This window comes from Flavobacterium sp. (assembly GCF_030146175.1).
Classification (GTDB): Bacteria; Bacteroidota; Bacteroidia; order Flavobacteriales; family Flavobacteriaceae; genus Flavobacterium.
This window is the reverse complement of record NZ_JASLCE010000081.1, coordinates 32,503-51,337: the sequence shown is the minus strand read 5'-3', so window position 1 is coordinate 51,337 and position 18,835 is coordinate 32,503. Positions and strand designations below refer to the sequence as shown.

Annotated in this window: 11 protein-coding genes; 10 read left to right on the top strand and 1 reads right to left on the bottom strand. The window is 41.2% G+C overall.

The window, feature by feature from the left end; genetic code table 11:
- The 3 genes from Q1R07_RS09890 to Q1R07_RS09880 form a co-directional block, all read left to right on the top strand.
- Positions 1 to 441 (top strand): cbb3-type cytochrome c oxidase subunit I (locus Q1R07_RS09890; RefSeq protein ID WP_300489321.1); only part of this gene is annotated, 441 nt, incomplete at its 5' end.
- An 81-nt stretch (positions 442 to 522) separates the two neighbouring features.
- Positions 523 to 2,391 carry a transglutaminase-like domain-containing protein gene (locus Q1R07_RS09885; protein WP_300489318.1) on the top strand — a complete coding sequence of 623 codons (1,869 nt, stop codon included), beginning with the start codon at positions 523 to 525 and terminating at the stop codon, positions 2,389 to 2,391.
- Positions 2,388 to 4,310, top strand: a complete 1,923-nt coding sequence (locus tag Q1R07_RS09880; protein ID WP_300489315.1) for a DUF3857 domain-containing protein — start codon at positions 2,388 to 2,390, stop codon at positions 4,308 to 4,310. The genes Q1R07_RS09885 and Q1R07_RS09880 overlap by 4 nt, the downstream gene beginning before the upstream one ends.
- A 107-nt stretch (positions 4,311 to 4,417) precedes the next feature.
- Here the strand turns inward: Q1R07_RS09880 and Q1R07_RS09875 are convergent, their stop codons facing one another.
- Positions 4,418 to 5,833 carry an amino acid permease gene (locus Q1R07_RS09875; protein WP_300489312.1) on the bottom strand — a complete coding sequence of 472 codons (1,416 nt, stop codon included), beginning with the start codon at positions 5,831 to 5,833 and terminating at the stop codon, positions 4,418 to 4,420.
- 93 nt (positions 5,834 to 5,926) lie between these two features.
- Here Q1R07_RS09875 and Q1R07_RS09870 point away from each other — a divergent pair, with 93 nt between their 5' ends.
- The 7 genes from Q1R07_RS09870 (at position 5,927) to sprA (ending at position 18,787) form a co-directional block, all read left to right on the top strand.
- Positions 5,927 to 6,145: a (4Fe-4S)-binding protein gene (locus Q1R07_RS09870; RefSeq protein ID WP_300489309.1), complete on the top strand. Its 219-nt coding sequence runs from the start codon at positions 5,927 to 5,929 to the stop codon at positions 6,143 to 6,145.
- 1 nt (position 6,146) lies between these two features.
- Complete coding sequence (locus Q1R07_RS09865) at positions 6,147 to 6,428, top strand: GNAT family N-acetyltransferase (RefSeq protein ID WP_300489306.1); 282 nt, start codon at positions 6,147 to 6,149, stop codon at positions 6,426 to 6,428.
- Positions 6,429 to 6,473: 45 nt separating this feature from the next.
- The gene (gene ruvB, locus Q1R07_RS09860; protein ID WP_300489303.1) at positions 6,474 to 7,496 is read left to right on the top strand and encodes a Holliday junction branch migration DNA helicase RuvB; all 1,023 of its coding nucleotides are present in this window, start codon (positions 6,474 to 6,476) and stop codon (positions 7,494 to 7,496) included.
- A 5-nt stretch (positions 7,497 to 7,501) separates the two neighbouring features.
- Positions 7,502 to 8,428 carry a tRNA epoxyqueuosine(34) reductase QueG gene (gene queG / locus Q1R07_RS09855; RefSeq protein ID WP_300489300.1) on the top strand — a complete coding sequence of 309 codons (927 nt, stop codon included), beginning with the start codon at positions 7,502 to 7,504 and terminating at the stop codon, positions 8,426 to 8,428.
- Positions 8,429 to 8,592: 164 nt separating this feature from the next.
- Positions 8,593 to 10,890 (top strand): NADP-dependent malic enzyme, encoded by a 2,298-nt coding sequence (locus tag Q1R07_RS09850; protein ID WP_300489297.1) that lies wholly within the window; start codon positions 8,593 to 8,595, stop codon positions 10,888 to 10,890.
- A gap of 94 nt (positions 10,891 to 10,984) precedes the next feature.
- Positions 10,985 to 11,566, top strand: coding sequence for a Holliday junction branch migration protein RuvA (ruvA, locus tag Q1R07_RS09845; RefSeq protein ID WP_300489294.1), 582 nt, complete (start codon positions 10,985 to 10,987; stop codon positions 11,564 to 11,566).
- A 3-nt stretch (positions 11,567 to 11,569) separates the two neighbouring features.
- Positions 11,570 to 18,787, top strand: coding sequence for a cell surface protein SprA (gene sprA / locus Q1R07_RS09840; RefSeq protein WP_300489291.1), 7,218 nt, complete (start codon positions 11,570 to 11,572; stop codon positions 18,785 to 18,787).
- The last annotated feature ends 48 nt before the right edge of the window (positions 18,788 to 18,835 follow it).

The window sequence follows — 18,835 nt, the reverse complement described above, 5'->3', positions numbered from 1 at the left end:
ATGATGAACAAAAACTTAGGTTACATCCACTTCTGGGTAACAGCAGTGTGTGCGTACGGAGTTTTCTTCCCAATGCACTTTATCGGTATGGCAGGTCTTCCAAGACGTTACTATACCAACACCGCTTTCCCTTTATTTGATGATTTAGCAGATGTTAACGTACTAATCACAATGTTCGCTTTAATCGGAGCTGCATTCCAGTTGGTATTCTTATGGAACTTCTTCTATAGTATCTTCAAAGGACAAAGAGCTACGCAAAACCCATGGAGATCGAACACATTAGAGTGGACTACTCCGGTTGAGCACATTCACGGTAACTGGCCAGGTGAAATTCCTGAAGTTTACAGATGGTCATATGACTATAGCAAACCAGGACATGATGAAGATTTCGTTCCTCAGAATGTACCAATGAAGCCAGGTGAAGAACAATTACACCACTAGGATTATTTGAATATTATATATATGTTTGCAAAAGCCTTCCCAAACGGGAAGGCTTTTTTATGTGTCATTAATTTTTATCTGATGAAGGGAATATTGCATTGTTTGCTATTGCTTTTGCTATCGGCTCCGCTTTGGGGACAGAACAATAAATCAAAGTATATCTATTACAATGAGTCGGTCACCATACGGAATGATAAGAAACTAAGAATAGAAAATGAAGTAACCTATAGTAAGCTTGTTGCTAAAGCTAAAGAAAGACAACATACGGTTGAAAGTGTTTCGTATGACTCTTTTAGCGATATCAACGGACTCACGGCAAATACAACTATTTTAGCAACCAATAAGAACTATTCCAATAGCACGGCTGTTACTTCGGATGTGTTTCTGGATAATATTTTTCATAGCGATTACAAAAAGAAAACGATTCACTTTCTTAATGTTCAGGATAATTCACTACTCAATCTGAAGTATAAAAAAGAGTATTATGAGCCAAAATTGCTGGATGGTTTTTATTTTCAGAATACGATTGAAGTCGAATCCGCCAAGTTAACGATTAAATGCCCGAAATCAGTTGAGATTGGGTACAGCCTGTTTGGTTACGATCGGGATAAAATTGTTTTCAATAAAGTAACGGAAGGTGATACGGTACTATATACCTGGGAGATGAAGAATGTTCCGGCTTTTGAACCGGAAGAAGACATGCCGGGAACATCGTATGTTGTGCCACATATAGTGTATTATATCAATAATTATACGGTTAACGGAAAGAAAGAGGAAATGCTCGGAAATTCTGACAACCTGTACAATTGGTATCGATCTCTGGTTAAGGATATGAATAAGTCGGATCAATCGGCTGTTAAAGCAAAAGCAGAAGCGTTAATTAAAGGGAAAACATCCGATTACGATAAAGCAAAAGCAATATTCGATTGGGTACAGGAAAACCTGCATTACGTGGCCTACGAAGACGGAATGGGGGGATTTGTTCCGAGAGATGCTGCTTTGGTTTTTACCCGTAAATATGGTGACTGTAAAGATATGGCTAACATTACAAATGAGCTGTTGCGTTATGCCGGACTTAAATCGTATGTAACATGGATTGGAACACGTCAGCGAAATTATACCTACAAAGAATTGCCGTCACCTTTGGCGGACAATCACATGATCACCTGTCTGGAACTGGATGGAAAGAAATATTTTTTAGACGCAACCGGTAAATATTCACAATTCCCTATGCCTACCGATATGATTCAGGGTAAAGAAGCGCTAATTGGATTGGGCGATGGCTATGTGATCGAAAAAGTACCGATAATAGACAAAAAGACTAACGGAATAAACCTGAATGCGGATTTAAAAATATTGGACAACGCTTTGATTGGAAAGGTTAAAGCCAACTTTTCCGGATTCTATAAAATGCGCTTAGCCGGAATGCTAGCGAATAATTATCAGAAAGAAAATGAAATCTGGAAAAGTCTTTTGCTCGCCACAAATAACAAAGCCGAAATCCAAATTGTCGCTACTTCAATCAAACCGTATGAGACAACACCAGTGCATGCTGAATATGAACTAAAGTTGGACAACTGGGCTAAGAATATCGAGGGGAAACTAATTGTAAAACCGATTTTGTTTTTCCCGTTAAAGAGTGCTCTGATTGATGTCGACAAACGGAAATATCCGGTTGAAAATGATTTTGAACAACATAATGATATTACCTATACTATCGAAATTCCGGAAGGCTATACTGTGGAATATTTGCCGAAAAATAACAAACAGGAAAACGAATTATTAGGTTTTCAGATCAGCTACACCCAAAAAAATAATCTATTAATCGTAAAACAGGAAGTGTATTCAACGGCACTATTGTTGGAAAAAGAAAACTTCCAACAGTGGAACGATATAGTCAATCAACTTATAAATCAATATAATCAATCTATAATTCTGAAAAAAGCATGAAAAAATTAATGCTACAATTGCTCTTGTTGTTTGTGGTTTTCCAGGTAGATGCCCAGAAAATCAAAGACTATTCCTGGGACGAAAAGCCTGTGTTCGACACCATACCGGAACGATATCAAGATTTTCCCGCTATTGTTTTAAAAGACAATCGTTGGGTTCACTTGCGAATGGGAGGCTATGGCTACTCCTCTTTTATGATGAAGCATATGGCGGTGAAGATTAATAAAAAGGATGTGATTAACCAATATAATAAAGTGCGCGCCGTTAACGGATTAACGCTAAAAGTAAGAGATTTTCATGCCCGGATTATAAAACCCAATGGAACGATAAATGTGTTGTCGGAAGATAAAATTATAGAAACAGAGGAAGACAAAATCAAATCATTGGTCTTTGAAGGTGTGGAGGAAGGAGATATTCTGGAGTACTATTATATTTTAAAAGAAGTGCCGATTGCTTCCAACTATGAGATCTTTCAATATGAAGTACCCTTGCTAAGGGCACAATTCCAGCTTAGCGGTAACCCGGGCGTACGTTTTTTATATGATAAAAGCGATTTGTTTTCGAAATGGGAAGATAATAGTGGCTACGTGTTTGTTGCCGAAAATATCCCGGCTTATAAATATGAAAAAGAGGCAAAGAACACATTGCTGATCAATAAAATTGTATACGAGGCGACAATCTTAGGGACTTTTAGACACTGGGGCTCCTTTTTTGACGCGGCATTTAGAAAGTTTAATAAAACACAAATATCCAAAGGGAAGTCGAAAGACTTCTTAAAAGATTTGAAACTGGATGATGCTACGAAAAGTACAGACGAACGATTAACGATTCTGGATAATTATATCAAAGATAACTTTGAATTCAGACAGCGTGGAGAAGCGTCTAAAATTAAGGAACTGGCGACAGGAAAGCAGAAGTTGAGTAGTATGGAAATGGTGTCGCTTTATGGATTAACATTGCAGCAAATGAAGATTCCGTTTAAGTTGATTTTTGGCGTGGATCGTTTTGTAGGGATAGTGCATCCGGATATATTCTATAGTGTAGTACCGCATAAGATCGTGTTCTATATACCGGAAACGAAGAAGTACATTACGCCTACAGAAGATTATATAAGTTACGGCCCGGTTACGGAATATGAATTACAAGACTCAGGAGGAGTGGTCTATGATTATAGCAATCCAACGAAACCAGATTATAAAGTTGAAGTACATCAGTTTCCGATAACCAATGCGGATTATACCCGAAAAGCCACGGAGACTGTTGTCGCATTAACCAATGACGGTAAAAATGCTACTCTGGAGAAAAAAATAGCCGCAACGGGTTATTTGGGGCAGGCGACAAGAGGATTTGTTAAGGAATTGAAAGTAAATGATGAAAAAGAGGCAATTGAAAAATTTGTAAAATATATCGCTTTGGAGGGTATGGAAATCAAATTGAACGATTATGGTTTTAAAGCAGAGGAGTTTTCGAACAATTATACGAATACACCTTTTGAGATAAATTTAAAAGCGGAGACTGTAGCCGATTTTACAGAAAGTGCAGGAAACTATCTGATGGTTAATCTTGGTAAAGTCATTGGAAAGCAAAACGACTTGTATCAGGAAACCACCCGGAAAAAGCCAATTGCAACCAATTATGCAAAGCAATACCAACATAAAATAGTGTTTACGATACCAAAAGGATACACCGTTGAAAGTTATAAGGATTTTATACAGAACAAGGAGCTAAAACGTGAGAATAAAACAATAGTTAAGTTTAGTTCTAATGTTAAAATTGTTGATAACCAATTTGTTGTTGAGATTGAGGAATTTTATAATGATATTAATTATCCTGTTTCGGAATATCCGTCCTATAGAGAGGTAATTAACGCGGCTGCCGATTTTAACAAAGCGGCACTGGTTTTAAAACCGCAAGGATAATATCAAAAAAAAGCCATCATTATGATGGCTTTTTTTAATATTGTTTTCAAAACCTGTCAGAACTTTATTCCGATAGGTTTGTCTCTTTTCTCTTTGTTCTTTTCTCTTTACTCTTTACGCTCCTTCTGTTTCGTAAGGTAATAAACCGGGATTCCGGCGAGCATAATCAATACGCCCCAACCGCAGGTGCTGGTTCGGTCGATCAATAAAGCTACACAAATAGCAGTGGCTACAATAATGTATAATGCCGGTAATACCGGATAGGCAAACGCCTTGTACGGTCGTGGCATATCCGGCATTTTGCGACGTAAAATAAAAATACCGTAGATCGTCAGTATATAAAAGATAATTACAATGATCATTACGTAATCCAACAAATCCCCATACTTTCCGGTAAGGCATAAAAAAGACGCCCAGATACACTGAATCCATAAACCCCAACCCGGAACACTTGCTTTGTTTAATTCGGCTGCTTTTTTAAAGAAAAGGCCGTCTTTGGCCATGGTGTAATATACCCGTGATCCGGCCATAATCAATCCGTTATTACAACCAAAAGTCGAAATCATAATCATTACCGCGATCACAATCGTACCGGTAGCGCCAAAAATATGTTGGGAAGCCGCTACGGCAACACGCTCCGATGGTGCAAAAGCAATGTCGTTTAATGGCATTACGGCCACATACATCACATTAGCCAATATATAAATCACACTCACGATCAGGGTGCCTAAAAACAAACTCAGTCCTACGTTTCGTTCCGGTCGTTTGATTTCACCCGAAATAAAAGTCACCCCATTCCAGGCATCGCTGGAAAATAACGAACCAACCATCGAGGCGGCAATAGCCGAAACCAACGTGTATCCCGAAATGGCAACCCAGGAATTGGTGTCCTTGTTAAACGTTTGTGCATTCCAGGCATCGGCCCAGTTGGCATTCCAGATTTCGGCTTTTGCGGCTAGAATAAAACCGAAAAGGATCAATCCGAATAAGGACGCAATCTTGGTAATCGTAAAGACCGTTTGAATGTATTTGCCATTTTTGACACCTTTACTATTGATATAACTTAGGAAAATAATAGTAGCTATCGAAACCAATTGTGCGGCATTTAATTGAAACGTACCAATCTCAAATAAAATATGGGTATCGCTTACCGTCGGAATCAGATAGGCGGTAAATTTAGAAAACGCTACGCCAACAGCGGCAATCGTACCGGTTTGTATAACCGAAAAAAAGCTCCATCCGTATAAAAAAGCAATCAGTTTGTTATAGGACTCCTTGAGGTAGATGTATTGTCCGCCGGCGTGTGGAAACATGGCACTTAGCTCGCCATAACTCACCGCTGCTGTTATAGTAATCAAAGCCGATACAACCCAAATGGCAATAAGCCATCCGGCACTTCCGATATTCTGGGTAATCCCGGCGCTGACAATAAAAATTCCGGAACCAATCATTGAGCCGACTACCAGCATGGTTCCGTCCAGAAGACTTAATTCCCGTTTTAATGTTGGGGTTTCTTTTTGCATGTGTTGTTGTTGATTTATTGGGGATAAATATATGAAAAATGCGTTTTATTATGCTTTTTTTTGTAACTTTCATAAAGACAAAAACAAGACATTATGGAAAGTCCAAAAGAATATTCCAATGGTGAAATTACCGTAGTTTGGAAGCAACAATTATGTGAACATTCCGGAAATTGCGTTCGCGGACTACCCGAAGTTTTCCGGGCTAAAGTCAGACCCTGGATCGAAGTACGTAAAGCGGGCTCGGATGAGATTGTGGAGCAAATAAAAAAATGCCCCTCTGGTGCTTTGTCCTATTACCATAACAAAAAATAAAATGGAAGATCATTTAAAGCTAGCGAATAATGAAGCGAAAAGCCGCTTCGAACTGGAAGTGGACGGGCATATCGCTTTTATCGATTATAAAATCAAAGACAAAAAGATATACCTCATCCATACCGAAGTTCCGGCCGAATTGGGTGGGAAAGGCATTGGCAATGCCATTGTTCTGAAAACACTTCACTATATAAAAGATAATGGCTATTCATTGGTACCATTATGTCCTTTTGTGGCGGCCTATATTAAAAGACACCCGGAATGGGAAGCGATTGTTGCGTAGTAAGAATGCGCTTGATCCCAGCCAAACATTTCCTATCTTTGCCAAATGAATGAGCATTTAGATCCGACTAACCAACGATACAATCCGGAGGAACTTGATTTAGAAAAAAAATTAAGACCGTTGTCTTTTGACGATTTTACCGGACAGGATCAGGTACTGGAAAACCTGAAAGTGTTTGTACAGGCTGCCAATCTTAGAGGGGAAGCACTGGATCATACCTTGTTCCACGGGCCACCCGGTTTGGGTAAAACCACTCTGGCCAATATTCTGGCGAATGAGCTGGATGTAAATATCAAAATCACTTCCGGTCCGGTATTGGACAAACCCGGCGATCTGGCTGGTTTGTTAACCAATCTGGACGAACGGGATGTGTTGTTTATCGACGAGATTCACCGCCTAAGTCCCATTGTAGAAGAATACCTGTATTCGGCTATGGAGGATTTTAAAATCGATATCATGATCGAAAGTGGACCCAATGCCAGAACGGTACAAATAAACCTTAGTCCGTTTACATTGGTTGGTGCGACAACGCGCTCCGGTTTACTGACCGCACCGATGCGGGCTCGTTTCGGAATCCAAAGCCGCTTACAATATTACAATACCGAATTGCTAACCACGATTGTACAACGTAGTGCGTCAATCTTAAAAATGCCAATCACGATGGAAGCAGCTATCGAAATTGCCGGCCGAAGTAGGGGAACACCGCGTATTGCCAATGCATTGCTACGTCGTGTCCGCGATTTTGCTCAGATAAAAGGCAATGGAAGAATCGATGTGGAAATTGCCCGTTTCTCCCTTAAAGCCTTACATGTAGATGCGCACGGACTGGATGAAATGGATAATAAAATCCTGAGTACGATTATCGATAAGTTTAAAGGCGGACCGGTTGGATTGTCAACACTGGCAACAGCGGTATCCGAAAGTGGTGAAACAATCGAAGAAGTATACGAACCATTCCTGATTCAGGAAGGGTTTATTGTCCGAACACCACGTGGCCGTGAAGTAACCGAAAAAGCCTACCATCATCTGGGGAAAACCCGTCCCGGTATTCAGGGAGGATTGTTTTAATAACCATGATTAATAATACGGAAAAATATACCCAATTGATAAAAACCGAAGCCAAACGCCTCGGTTTTTTGTCATGTGGAATATCCCGTGCCGGGTTTCTCGAAGCCGAAGCGCCCCGACTGGAAAAGTGGCTTAATGGCCAAATGAACGGGAAAATGGGGTATATGGAAAATCATTTCGACAAGCGGCTTGATCCGACTTTGTTGGTCGACGATGCCAAAAGTATTATTTCGTTAACCCTGAATTACTATCCCGAAGTCAAACAGAACGTCGGGAGTTATAAGATTTCAAAATATGCCTACGGTCAGGATTATCATCATGTGATCAAGGAAAAACTAAAGGAACTGTTGTTTTTTATCCAAAATGAGATCGGAGAAGTATCCGGTCGGGCTTTTGTCGATTCGGCTCCGGTTCTGGATAAAGCTTGGGCGGCAAAAAGCGGCTTGGGATGGATCGGAAAAAACAGTAACCTGCTTTCCAAACAGGTGGGTTCGTTTTTCTTTATCGCCGAGTTAATCGTTGATCTGGAATTGGATTACGACAATGCAACAACCGATCACTGCGGAAAATGTACCGCCTGTATCGATGCTTGTCCTACTGAAGCGATTGTAGCGCCTTATGTAGTAGATGGCAGCAAGTGCATCTCGTATTTTACAATCGAATTAAAAGAAAATATCCCGTCGGAAGTAAAAGGGAAATTCGACGACTGGATGTTTGGCTGCGATGTTTGTCAGGATGTATGTCCCTGGAATCGCTTTTCAAAACCGCATCAGGAACCGCTGCTCAAACCCAATGAATCGATATTGTCCTTTTCTAAAAAAGACTGGGAAGAGATAACCGATGAAACCTTCCGGAAAGTTTTTAAGGATTCGGCCGTAAAACGAACCAAATACGAAGGATTAATCCGCAACATGAATTTCTTAAAAGAATAATTCTAAATACTACTCCTTCTTATCTTTTTGTGAATCAGAGTCTTGCTTTTTTTTTGGCTTTTTGATTTACTGTAATAGTGCATTGTTTTTAAAATATTCGCTGTTAAAAGTTTCTAAAATTATGTGTATACCGTTATCTTTGTGAGTTAGTAAAATAAAAAACTATGCATAAAGACAGCAAAAGAAGAGAGGCTTTATTATATCATGCGAAACCTACACCCGGAAAAATCCAGGTAGTACCCACCAAAAAATATGCAACACAGCGCGATCTGGCACTGGCATATTCACCGGGAGTTGCAGAGCCATGTTTGGAGATTGAGAAAGATGTAAACAATGTGTATAAGTATACGGCCAAAGGAAACCTGGTAGCGGTGATTTCCAATGGAACGGCTGTCTTGGGGTTGGGCGATATCGGACCGGAAGCTTCAAAACCGGTAATGGAAGGAAAAGGACTTTTGTTTAAAATCTTCGCCGATATTGATGTGTTTGATATTGAAGTGGATACCAAGGACGTAGATAAATTTATTGAAACTGTAAAAAATATCGCACCAACTTTTGGTGGGATTAACCTGGAAGATATCAAAGCGCCGGAATCGTTTGAAATCGAACGACGATTGGTGGAAGAACTGAATATTCCGGTAATGCACGACGACCAACACGGAACAGCGATTATTTCGGCTGCGGCCTTATTGAATGCTGTAGAATTGGCCGGTAAGAAAATGGGAGATGTGAAAATGGTAATCTCCGGAGCGGGTTCGGCGGCTATTGCCTGTGCCAACCTGTATGTGTCGTTTGGTGTTAAACAGGAGAACATCGTAATGTTTAACAGTAAAGGAGCGCTGCGCAAAGGAGATCCTAGAGTTTCCGAAATGCAGGCAAAATATGCAACCGACAAAGAATACGCTTCTCTTGGCGATGCCATGTTGGGTGCTGATGTGTTTATCGGTTTGTCTTCGGGCGATATCGTAACACCGGATATGCTAGTAGGAATGGCCGATAATCCAATCGTTTTTGCAATGGCTAATCCGCGTCCGGAAATCAATTATGATGTGGCTATTGCAACCCGTAAAGATATTATTATGGCTACCGGTCGTTCCGACCATCCTAATCAGGTGAACAACGTACTTGGGTTTCCATTTATTTTTAGAGGAGCTTTAGACGTTCGTGCAACCAAAATTAACGAAGAAATGAAAAAAGCTGCGGTAGTGGCTTTGGCTAATCTGGCCAAAGAATCCGTACCGGAGCAGGTAAATATCGCGTATGGCGAAACCAAATTAATTTTCGGTAGAGATTATATCATTCCGAAACCGTTTGATCCAAGATTGATCGCCGAAGTACCACCGGCTGTAGCCAAAGCGGCGATGGAATCGGGAGTGGCAACAGCACCAATCACCGACTGGGATAAATACCGCGAGGAATTATTGGAACGTATGGGATCGGATAACAAAATGCTACGACTATTACAGAACCGTGCCAAAACAGATCCGAAGCGTGTTATTTTTGCCGAAGCCGATCATTTGGATGTGTTAAAAGCAGCGCAGATCGTTTTGGAAGAAGGTATCGGACAACCGATCTTATTGGGTAACCGCGAAACCATTTTGGAATTAAAAGCGGAAATCGGTTTCGAAGAGGAAGTGTTGATTATCGACCCGAAAACCAAAGAAGAGGAAGAACGAAGAAATCGTTTTGCAGAAGTATATTGGAAAGCCCGTCAAAGAAGAGGAACAACTTTATTGGATGCTCAGAAATGGATGCGCGAACGCAACTATTTCGCAGCGATGATGATTAATGAAGGTGAAGCCGATGCTTTGGTAACCGGATATTCCAGAAGTTATCCAACAGTTGTAAAACCAATGTTGGAGCTAATCGAAAAAGGACCTGGGGTGTCACGTGTGGCAACCACCAACCTTATGATGACCAAACGCGGACCATTATTCCTGGCCGATACGGCAATCAATCCGAATCCATCGGCAGAAGACCTGGCAAAAATCGCCTTAATGACTGCCAAAACAGTAAAAATGTTTGGTATGGAACCGGTTATTGCAATGGTGTCGTTCTCGAACTTCGGATCATCTAAAAATGAAGGCGCTTCCAAAGTACGTGAAGCAGTGGCCTATTTGCATAAAAACCACCCGGATTTAATTGTGGACGGTGAGATTCAAACCGACTTTGCTTTGAATTCGGATATGCTAAAAAGCAAATTCCCATTCTCAAAACTGGCTAATAAAAAAGTAAATACCCTTATTTTTCCTAATCTGGACGCGGCGAATATCACCTATAAGATGATAAAAGAGTTGTATAAATCCGTATCGATCGGACCAATCATGTTAGGATTGGAAAAACCGGTACACATTTTCCAATTAGGCGCCAGCGTAGAAGAAATGGTAAATATGGCGGCTGTTGCAGTTGTCGATGCTCAGGAAAAAGAGAAACGTTTCAAGCAACAAACAGTAAAGAAATAATTGCCGGTAACCGGACAAAATAGTGACTTTGCACTATAAAATTAGGATAGTAAAAGATTTTTCTTATTTTTGGTAATAACGAATACGGGTCAATATGATTGCACATATTAAGGGACGGCTTGCCGAAAAGTCGCCAACAGAGGTAATTATAGATTGTAATGGCGTAGGATATCAGATCCATATCTCGCTCCATACGTTTTCGTTATTGCCAGATAATGAGAATATTAAGCTCTATACTTTTCTTCAGATTAAAGAAGATGCGCATACCCTTTTTGGTTTTGTTGAAAAAGCCGAAAGAGAACTGTTTAAACTGTTGATTTCCGTTTCCGGTGTCGGAGCGGGAACAGCACGGACGATGTTGTCGTCTATTCCTCCACAACAAATCATTCACGCCATAGCCAATAACGATGTCGCGACGGTTCAATCCATTAAAGGAATTGGAGCTAAAACAGCGCAACGCGTTATCCTTGATCTGAAAGATAAGGTACTTAAAGTTTATAATTTAGAGGAAGTTTCGGCAGTAGAAAGCAATACAAATAAAAATGAAGCGTTATCAGCTTTGGAGGTTTTAGGATTCCTGCGGAAATCAGCCGAAAAAGTAGTTGATAAAATTGTTAAAGATAATCCAGATGCTTCTGTGGAATCAATCATTAAACTAGCTTTAAAAAATTTATAATTCTTGGAAACATTTTACTCGCATGATTTTTTTAAGAAGATAAAGACCGGACTCACGATTTTGGTTTTATTCTTTTGTTTTTCTGTCCAGGCTCAGGTTGATGAAGAAGAACAGGATTCTATTAAAACCGGTTCTTCAGTAGGAAAACTCAATATCTCCAATCCGAAAAGTATTGTGGAAGCTTATACCTATGATCCGGTAACCAATCGTTATATCTATACCAAAACTTTTGACGGTTTTAATATTAATTACCCGATCATCCTAACGCCAAAGGAATATGAAGAGTTGGTGTTGCGGGAGTCCATGCGAGACTATTTCAAGAAAAAATCCAGTGCTATCGACGGTAAAAAAGCAGGTAGCGAAGATGCGAAAAAAGATTTATTACCACGATATTATGTAAATTCCAATTTCTTCGAAGCCATCTTTGGAGGAAATACAATCGATGTAAAACCACTCGGATCCGTAGAAGTGGATTTGGGAATGCGGTATACCAAACAGGATAACCCGGCATTTTCCCCAAGAAATAGATCGACCTTTACATTCGATTTCGACCAGCGAATCAGTTTGAGTTTACAGGGGAAAGTGGGAACCCGTTTAAATGTAAATGCCAACTACGATACCCAGTCGACTTTTGCTTTCCAGAATTTAATTAAATTAGAATATACACCAACCGAAGACGATATTATTAAAAAGATCGAAGTCGGAAACGTAAGCTTGCCGCTAAACAGTTCTTTGATCCGTGGCGCGCAAAGTCTTTTCGGGGTGAAAGCACAATTCCAGTTTGGAAAGACGACCATTACCGGGGTTTTCTCCGAACAAAAATCACAAACCAAAACCGTTACCGCACAAGGTGGTGGAACCATTCAGGAATTCCAGTTGTTTGCATTGGATTATGATTCCGATCGACACTATTTCCTATCGCAGTATTTCCGTAATCGTTATGACGAAGCCTTAAAGCAGTATCCGCAAATTAACAGCCGGGTACAAATTACCCGTGTGGAAGTTTGGATCACCAACAAACAAAACCGAGTTAGTGGTACCGATAACAACCTGCGTAACATTATGGCGTTACAGGATTTGGGAGAGGCACAACAACTTGGCGTACCGGATGCCAGCATCATCGGAATACCTTCCGGCGGATTTTTTAACCAGCCAGCGGGCGCACCTGTTGATAATAAAAATAACAAATTCGATCCGGGAGCGATCGGAACCAACTACCTGAATTCGGGTATCCGTGAAATTGTAAACGGAAGTGCCGGATTTAGTGTGCCAGCCTATAATGTTATCGAAGGAAAAGATTACGCTAAATTGGAAAATGCGCGGAAATTATCATCCAACGAATATACCTATCACCAGCAATTGGGATACATCTCGTTAAACCAACGTTTGGCAAACGACGAAGTACTGGCAGTAGCCTATCAGTATACCGTGGGAGATAAAGTATACCAGGTTGGGGAATTCGGAACCGATGGTATCGATGCTACACAGGTTCAAAACGGAATCCCGTCTACTCAAAGTCTTATCGTAAAATTATTAAAAAGTAACCTGACCAACGTAAACCAACCGATCTGGAATTTGATGATGAAAAATATCTACCAGATCCCGGGTGCTTACCAGTTGTCTCAGGAAGATTTCCGTTTTAATATTTTATATACCGACCCTTCGCCGTTAAACTATATCGTTCCGGCAGGTCCGGGCAGTGGATCGCAACCCGCGATTCCGTTACCGGGTGATGTGGAAAATACCCCATTGATCAAAGTTTTCAATGTCGACCGTCTGAATTATACCAATGACCCGCAAGTAGGAGGGGATGGTTTCTTTGATTTTGTTCCGGGTATTACGGTCGATCAGCAAAATGGACGGATTATCTTTACAACGGTTGAACCATTCGGGGATCACCTTTTTGAAAAATTACGATCCAACGGAAACGAAAATTATGATGGAGACGTAACTAGCGGTATCGATTATAATGCCAACCAGCGTAAATATGTATTCCGAAACCTGTATAAAACCACGCAGGCCGGTGCTTTACAGGATAGTGATAAAAATAAATTCCAGTTAAAAGGTAAATTCAAATCCTCAGGAGGAGACGGTATTGCAATTGGAGCCTTTAACGTACCGCAAGGATCGGTTGTTGTAACCGCCGGTGGACGCCGTTTGGTTGAAGGTGTCGATTATACCGTAGACTACCAGAGAGGGCGGGTGCAAATCCTGGATCCTTCGCTACAGGCATCCAGTATTCCGATCGAAGTGTCGTTGGAAAACAACGCCATCTTTGGTCAGCAAACCCGACGTTTTTACGGTTTAAACGTGGAACACAAATTCTCGGATAAATTCTTGATAGGGGGTACATTCCTGCGATTATCAGAACGTCCGTTTACACAAAAATCAAACTACGGTCAGGAATCGGTAAACAATACCATTTATGGTTTGAATACCAATTTCTCTACCGAAGTACCATTCTTTACCCGTTTGGTAAACAAACTTCCGAATGTGGATACCGATGTGCCGTCGAACTTATCCTTCCGTGGAGAGATCGCCTATTTACAACCGGGTGCTTCTACTGCGGATCAGTTTAACGGAGAAGCGACAACCTATATCGATGACTTCGAAGGTTCGCAAACTACAATCGACATGCGTTCGGCTCAGGCCTGGTCGTTGGCGAGTACGCCGGTTGGCTACGGAGACGAATTGGCGGCTCCGGATTATGGTTTCCGAAGAGCGAAATTATCGTGGTACTCCATTGACCCGACGTTCTATGCCTCATCGCAATTACCGGCCGGATTATCAGTAGATGATATCTCTTCAAACCGTACCCGTCGTATTTATAGTCAGGAGTTATATCCGGTTACTGATATTGCACAAGGGCAAAGTACGGTGATCAATACGCTCGATTTAACGTATTATCCAAAAGAAAGAGGACCGTATAACTTTAGCCCGTTGGCAAATCCTTCCGACAACTCCATAGCCAACCCACAAAATAACTGGGGTGGTATTATGAGAGCGATCAACTCAACCAACTTCGAACAGTCGAATGTGGAGTATATCCAGTTCTGGATGATGGACCCGTATTACGGTTCCGATGTTCAGGGGATTACAACCAACGAAGGAAAATTAACCTTCAATATTGGTGAGATTTCGGAAGACATCTTAAAAGACGGAAGAAAATTCTATGAAAATGGTTTGGGACCAAATCAGGTTTTGGTACAACCGCAAGGTCCTTGGGGTAACGTACCGGCGTCGCAATCGTTAATCTACGCTTTCGATACCAATGAAGGGAATCGTGAAGCACAGGATGTTGGTTTGGATGGATTGAACGATGCTGAAGAAGCAGCAAAATTCCCAGCTTTTGCCAGTAATCCCGATCCGGCTGCCGATAACTACCAGTACTTCTTAAATGCACAAGGAAATATTATCCAGCGTTACCGTAATTATAACGGTGTTCAAGGGAACTCGCCAATCGCTGTTTCGGATACCAACCGTGGATCGACAACCTTACCGGATGTAGAGGATATCAACCGTGATAACACGATGAATACGATCAATGCGTATTGGAAGTTTGAAGTTCCGGTGAAGTATTATCCGGGTGAAGTTCCGGTTGGACAGGATTTTATTGCCGACGTTCGTGTAAACAATAACGTTGATCTTGCTAATGGTGGTACCGGTCGTGTACGTTGGATCTTATATAAAATTCCAATTCTGGAAGCAACCAGTGCCAATCAGGAAGGTTCGATTTCCGATTTCCGCTCGATCCGTTTTATGAGAATGTTCATGTCGAACTTCTCCGATCAGATCACATTGCGTTTCGGTGCTTTAGACTTAGTACGTGGTGAATGGAGACGTTACACCGGAACACTGGATCCTAACGAAACCGAACAACAAAACGAAAATGACAATACCGGGTTTGACGTAGTGGCTGTAAACATTCAGGAAAATGGTAACCGTTTGCCAATTCCGTATGTAACGCCTCCGGGAGTAACCCGCGAACAATTATACAATAACAACACGATTATCAACCAAAACGAGCAATCGTTATCGTTACGTGTTTACAAAAAAGATTCTGCCCTTCCGGGACTGGGAGGTTTGGAGCCGGGTGATGCCAGAGCCGTGTTTAAAAACGTAAGTGTGGACATGCGTCAGTTTAAAAAACTACGAATGTTCCTTCACGCCGAAGCGTTACAACCACCGGCCGAAACACAACCGTTAATGGCCGATCAGATGGTGGCGTTTATCCGTTTTGGTAATGACTTTACGCAAAACTTCTACCAGGTGGAGATTCCGTTAAAACCAACGGCTTTCTCGGCGCGTTCGGCGGAAGAAATCTGGCCTTCGGATAACGAGATCGATTTACGTCTGGAATTGTTAACCAAGTTAAAAGTGCTCGCATTACAGGGGAACCTGCCAAACCCGGTTGATCCGTTAACCGGTATTGGATATGCACGTGAGGATGTCCTGGATCCGTCATTGAGCGGAAAACCAAATATGCTGACATTAGGTATTAAAGGTAACCCGAACTTTGGTTTGGTACGTACCTTAATGGTCGGGGTAAAAAACATCTCCACTCAGGAAGTGCGCGGGGAAGTTTGGTTTAACGAATTGCGTATGTCCGAAATGGATAACAAAGGCGGTATGGCGGCTATTGCCAATTTGGACACTAACTTTGCCGACCTTATGAATATCTCGGCTACCGGTAGAATGAGTACCATCGGTTTCGGAACACTGGAACAGGGACCAAACGAAAGAAGTCGTGAAGATGTAAAACAATACAACATCGTTACCAATATTAACTTAGGAAAATTATTGCCTAAGAAATGGGGAATCAACCTGCCGTTTAACTACGGAGTAGGTGAGGAAATCATTACACCGGAATACGATCCGTTTAATCAGGATATCAAATTACAGCAGTTGTTGGATGTAACCGCCGATAGCGCCGAAAAAGACAATATCCGCAACCGTGCGATCGATTATACCAAACGAAAAAGTATCAACTTTATCGGAGTGAAAAAAGACCGTGCACCGGAACAGAAACAGCACGTGTATGATGTGGAAAACCTTACCTTGTCGTACTCGTTTAACGAAATGGAACACCACGATTTTGAAGTGGAAAGTTTGGTGGATCAGCAGGTGAAAACCTCAGCCGATTATGCCTATACATTCAAACCAAAAGCCGTAGAGCCGTTTAAGAAAACGAAGTTCATGAAGAAAAGCAGCTATTGGAAAATGTTGAGCGACTTTAACTTTAATTATTTGCCAACAACCATTTCATTCAGCTCGACAATTTTACGTCAGTACAACAGACAACAGTTCCGACAGGTAGATGGTGTGGAAGGTATTGCAATCGATCCGTTGTACAGAAGAAATTACTTCTTCAATTACCAATACGGGTTTAATTATAATCTAACCAAATCGCTGCGTATTAATTATAGTGCGTCATCGAATAACATCGTTCGAAATTACCTGGATGAAAATAAAATACCGGATCCGACAAATACTATCTGGGATAGCTATTTTGATATCGGAGAACCGAATAACCATACGCAACAGCTAAACGTAAATTACGATCTGCCGATAAACAAACTGCCGTTCTTAAGCTTTGTGAAATCAACCTATACGTATACCGGTGATTACAACTGGCAACGTTCGTCGGATGCTTTCTCATCAATCGATGGTTACGATTTGGGTAACACGATCCAGAATGCGGCATCACACCGATTGAATACGGTATTGACGATGGATAACTTCTATAAGTACATCGGTCTAACCAAACAACGTAGAAAAGCGGCGCCAAAAGCCAATACACCGGCTCCGAAAGCTCCGGTTCCGGGTCAGAAAATTACCCAGATCCAGCAAGCTCCGGAAGACAAACCGAATGTGATTATTGACGGTTTGATCGGATTGGCAACCAGTGTGAAAAATATTCAGATTAACTATACCGATAATGGTGGTACGGTACTTCCGGGTTATTTACCTAAAGTAGGTTTCTTCGGAACCATGCAACCGACATTAGGATTTATTATGGGTAGCCAGTCGGATATTCGTTATGAAGCAGCCAAAAACGGATGGTTAACCAACTATCCGGAATTCAACCAGAGTTTTACACAGGTGCGTAATAAATTATTGGATATTACCGCACAGGTAGAACCGTTTAATGATTTGAAAATCGACTTAAATGCGAATCGTACCTATTCACAGAATTTCTCGGAACAGTATGATGTGGATTCCTTTGGAAACTATAACGCCCGTTCACCTTACGATTTTGGTAACTTCTCGATTTCGACTGTGTTGATTAAAACAGCGTTCTCAAGAAGTGATGAAACCGGTTCGGATGCGTTTAACGATTTCAGAGAAAACCGATTGACAATTGCAAGACGTTTGGCAACCGAAAGAGGACTGGATCCGAATAACACCACTCCGGACGGTTATCCGGTTGGATTTGGAAGAAACAGTCAGGCGGTATTGTTACCGTCGTTCCTTGCCGCTTATACCGGAACAAGTGCTTCGAGTGTGTCGACAGGAATTTTCCGCGACGTGCCAATCCCGAACTGGAATATAAAATATACCGGATTGATGCGCTATGGATTCTTTAAAGAAAACTTTAAACGATTCTCGTTACAACACGGATACCGTGCCTCGTATACGGTAAGTTCATTCCGTTCGAATTTCGATTACGATGCCGATCCGAATGCTATAAACCCGACAACAGGAAACTATCCGGTAAAAACGATTGTAGCGAATGTCAATTTAGTGGAACAGTTTAACCCATTGATGCGCGTGGATTTTGAAATGAAAAACTCATTCAAGATTTTGGCCGAAATGAAAAAAGACCGAAGCTTGTCGTTGAGTTTCGATAACGGATTGTTAACCGAGGTAAAAGGAAATGAATATACACTGGAATTTGGATATCGTTTTAAAGATGTTACGATCAACTCCAAACTGGCCGATAATCCAATGGGTGTGATTCGTAGTGATATTAACCTGAAAGCGAATTTAACATTGCGTCAAAACCAGACAATCGTTCGTTATTTGGATTACGATAATAACCAGTTGGCTGGTGGTCAGGATATCTGGTCGCTAAAATTAACAGCCGATTATATGTTTAGTAAAAACCTGACAGCGATTTTCTATTATGACCATTCGTTCTCACAGGCGGTGATCTCGACTTCGTTCCCGATGACGAACATCCGCTCCGGTTTTACACTGCGTTATAACTTTGGAAATTAATAAGGAAAACATTTTAAAGTTACCGCTAATAAAATTACATTTGTCAAT

Excerpts from the sequence above, each read along its gene's own strand:
- Q1R07_RS09880 (WP_300489315.1), top strand. The coding sequence starts at position 2,388 with ATGAAAAAATTAATGCTACAATTGCTCTTGTTGTTTGTGGTTTTCCAG.
- Q1R07_RS09865 (WP_300489306.1), top strand. The coding sequence starts at position 6,147 with ATGGAAGATCATTTAAAGCTAGCGAATAATGAAGCGAAAAGCCGCTTC.
- ruvA (WP_300489294.1), top strand. The coding sequence starts at position 10,985 with ATGATTGCACATATTAAGGGACGGCTTGCCGAAAAGTCGCCAACAGAG.
- Q1R07_RS09885 (WP_300489318.1), top strand. The coding sequence starts at position 523 with ATGAAGGGAATATTGCATTGTTTGCTATTGCTTTTGCTATCGGCTCCG.
- Q1R07_RS09875 (WP_300489312.1), bottom strand. The coding sequence starts at position 5,833 with ATGCAAAAAGAAACCCCAACATTAAAACGGGAATTAAGTCTTCTGGAC.
- Q1R07_RS09870 (WP_300489309.1), top strand. The coding sequence starts at position 5,927 with ATGGAAAGTCCAAAAGAATATTCCAATGGTGAAATTACCGTAGTTTGG.
- ruvB (WP_300489303.1), top strand. The coding sequence starts at position 6,474 with ATGAATGAGCATTTAGATCCGACTAACCAACGATACAATCCGGAGGAA.
- queG (WP_300489300.1), top strand. The coding sequence starts at position 7,502 with ATGATTAATAATACGGAAAAATATACCCAATTGATAAAAACCGAAGCC.
- Q1R07_RS09850 (WP_300489297.1), top strand. The coding sequence starts at position 8,593 with ATGCATAAAGACAGCAAAAGAAGAGAGGCTTTATTATATCATGCGAAA.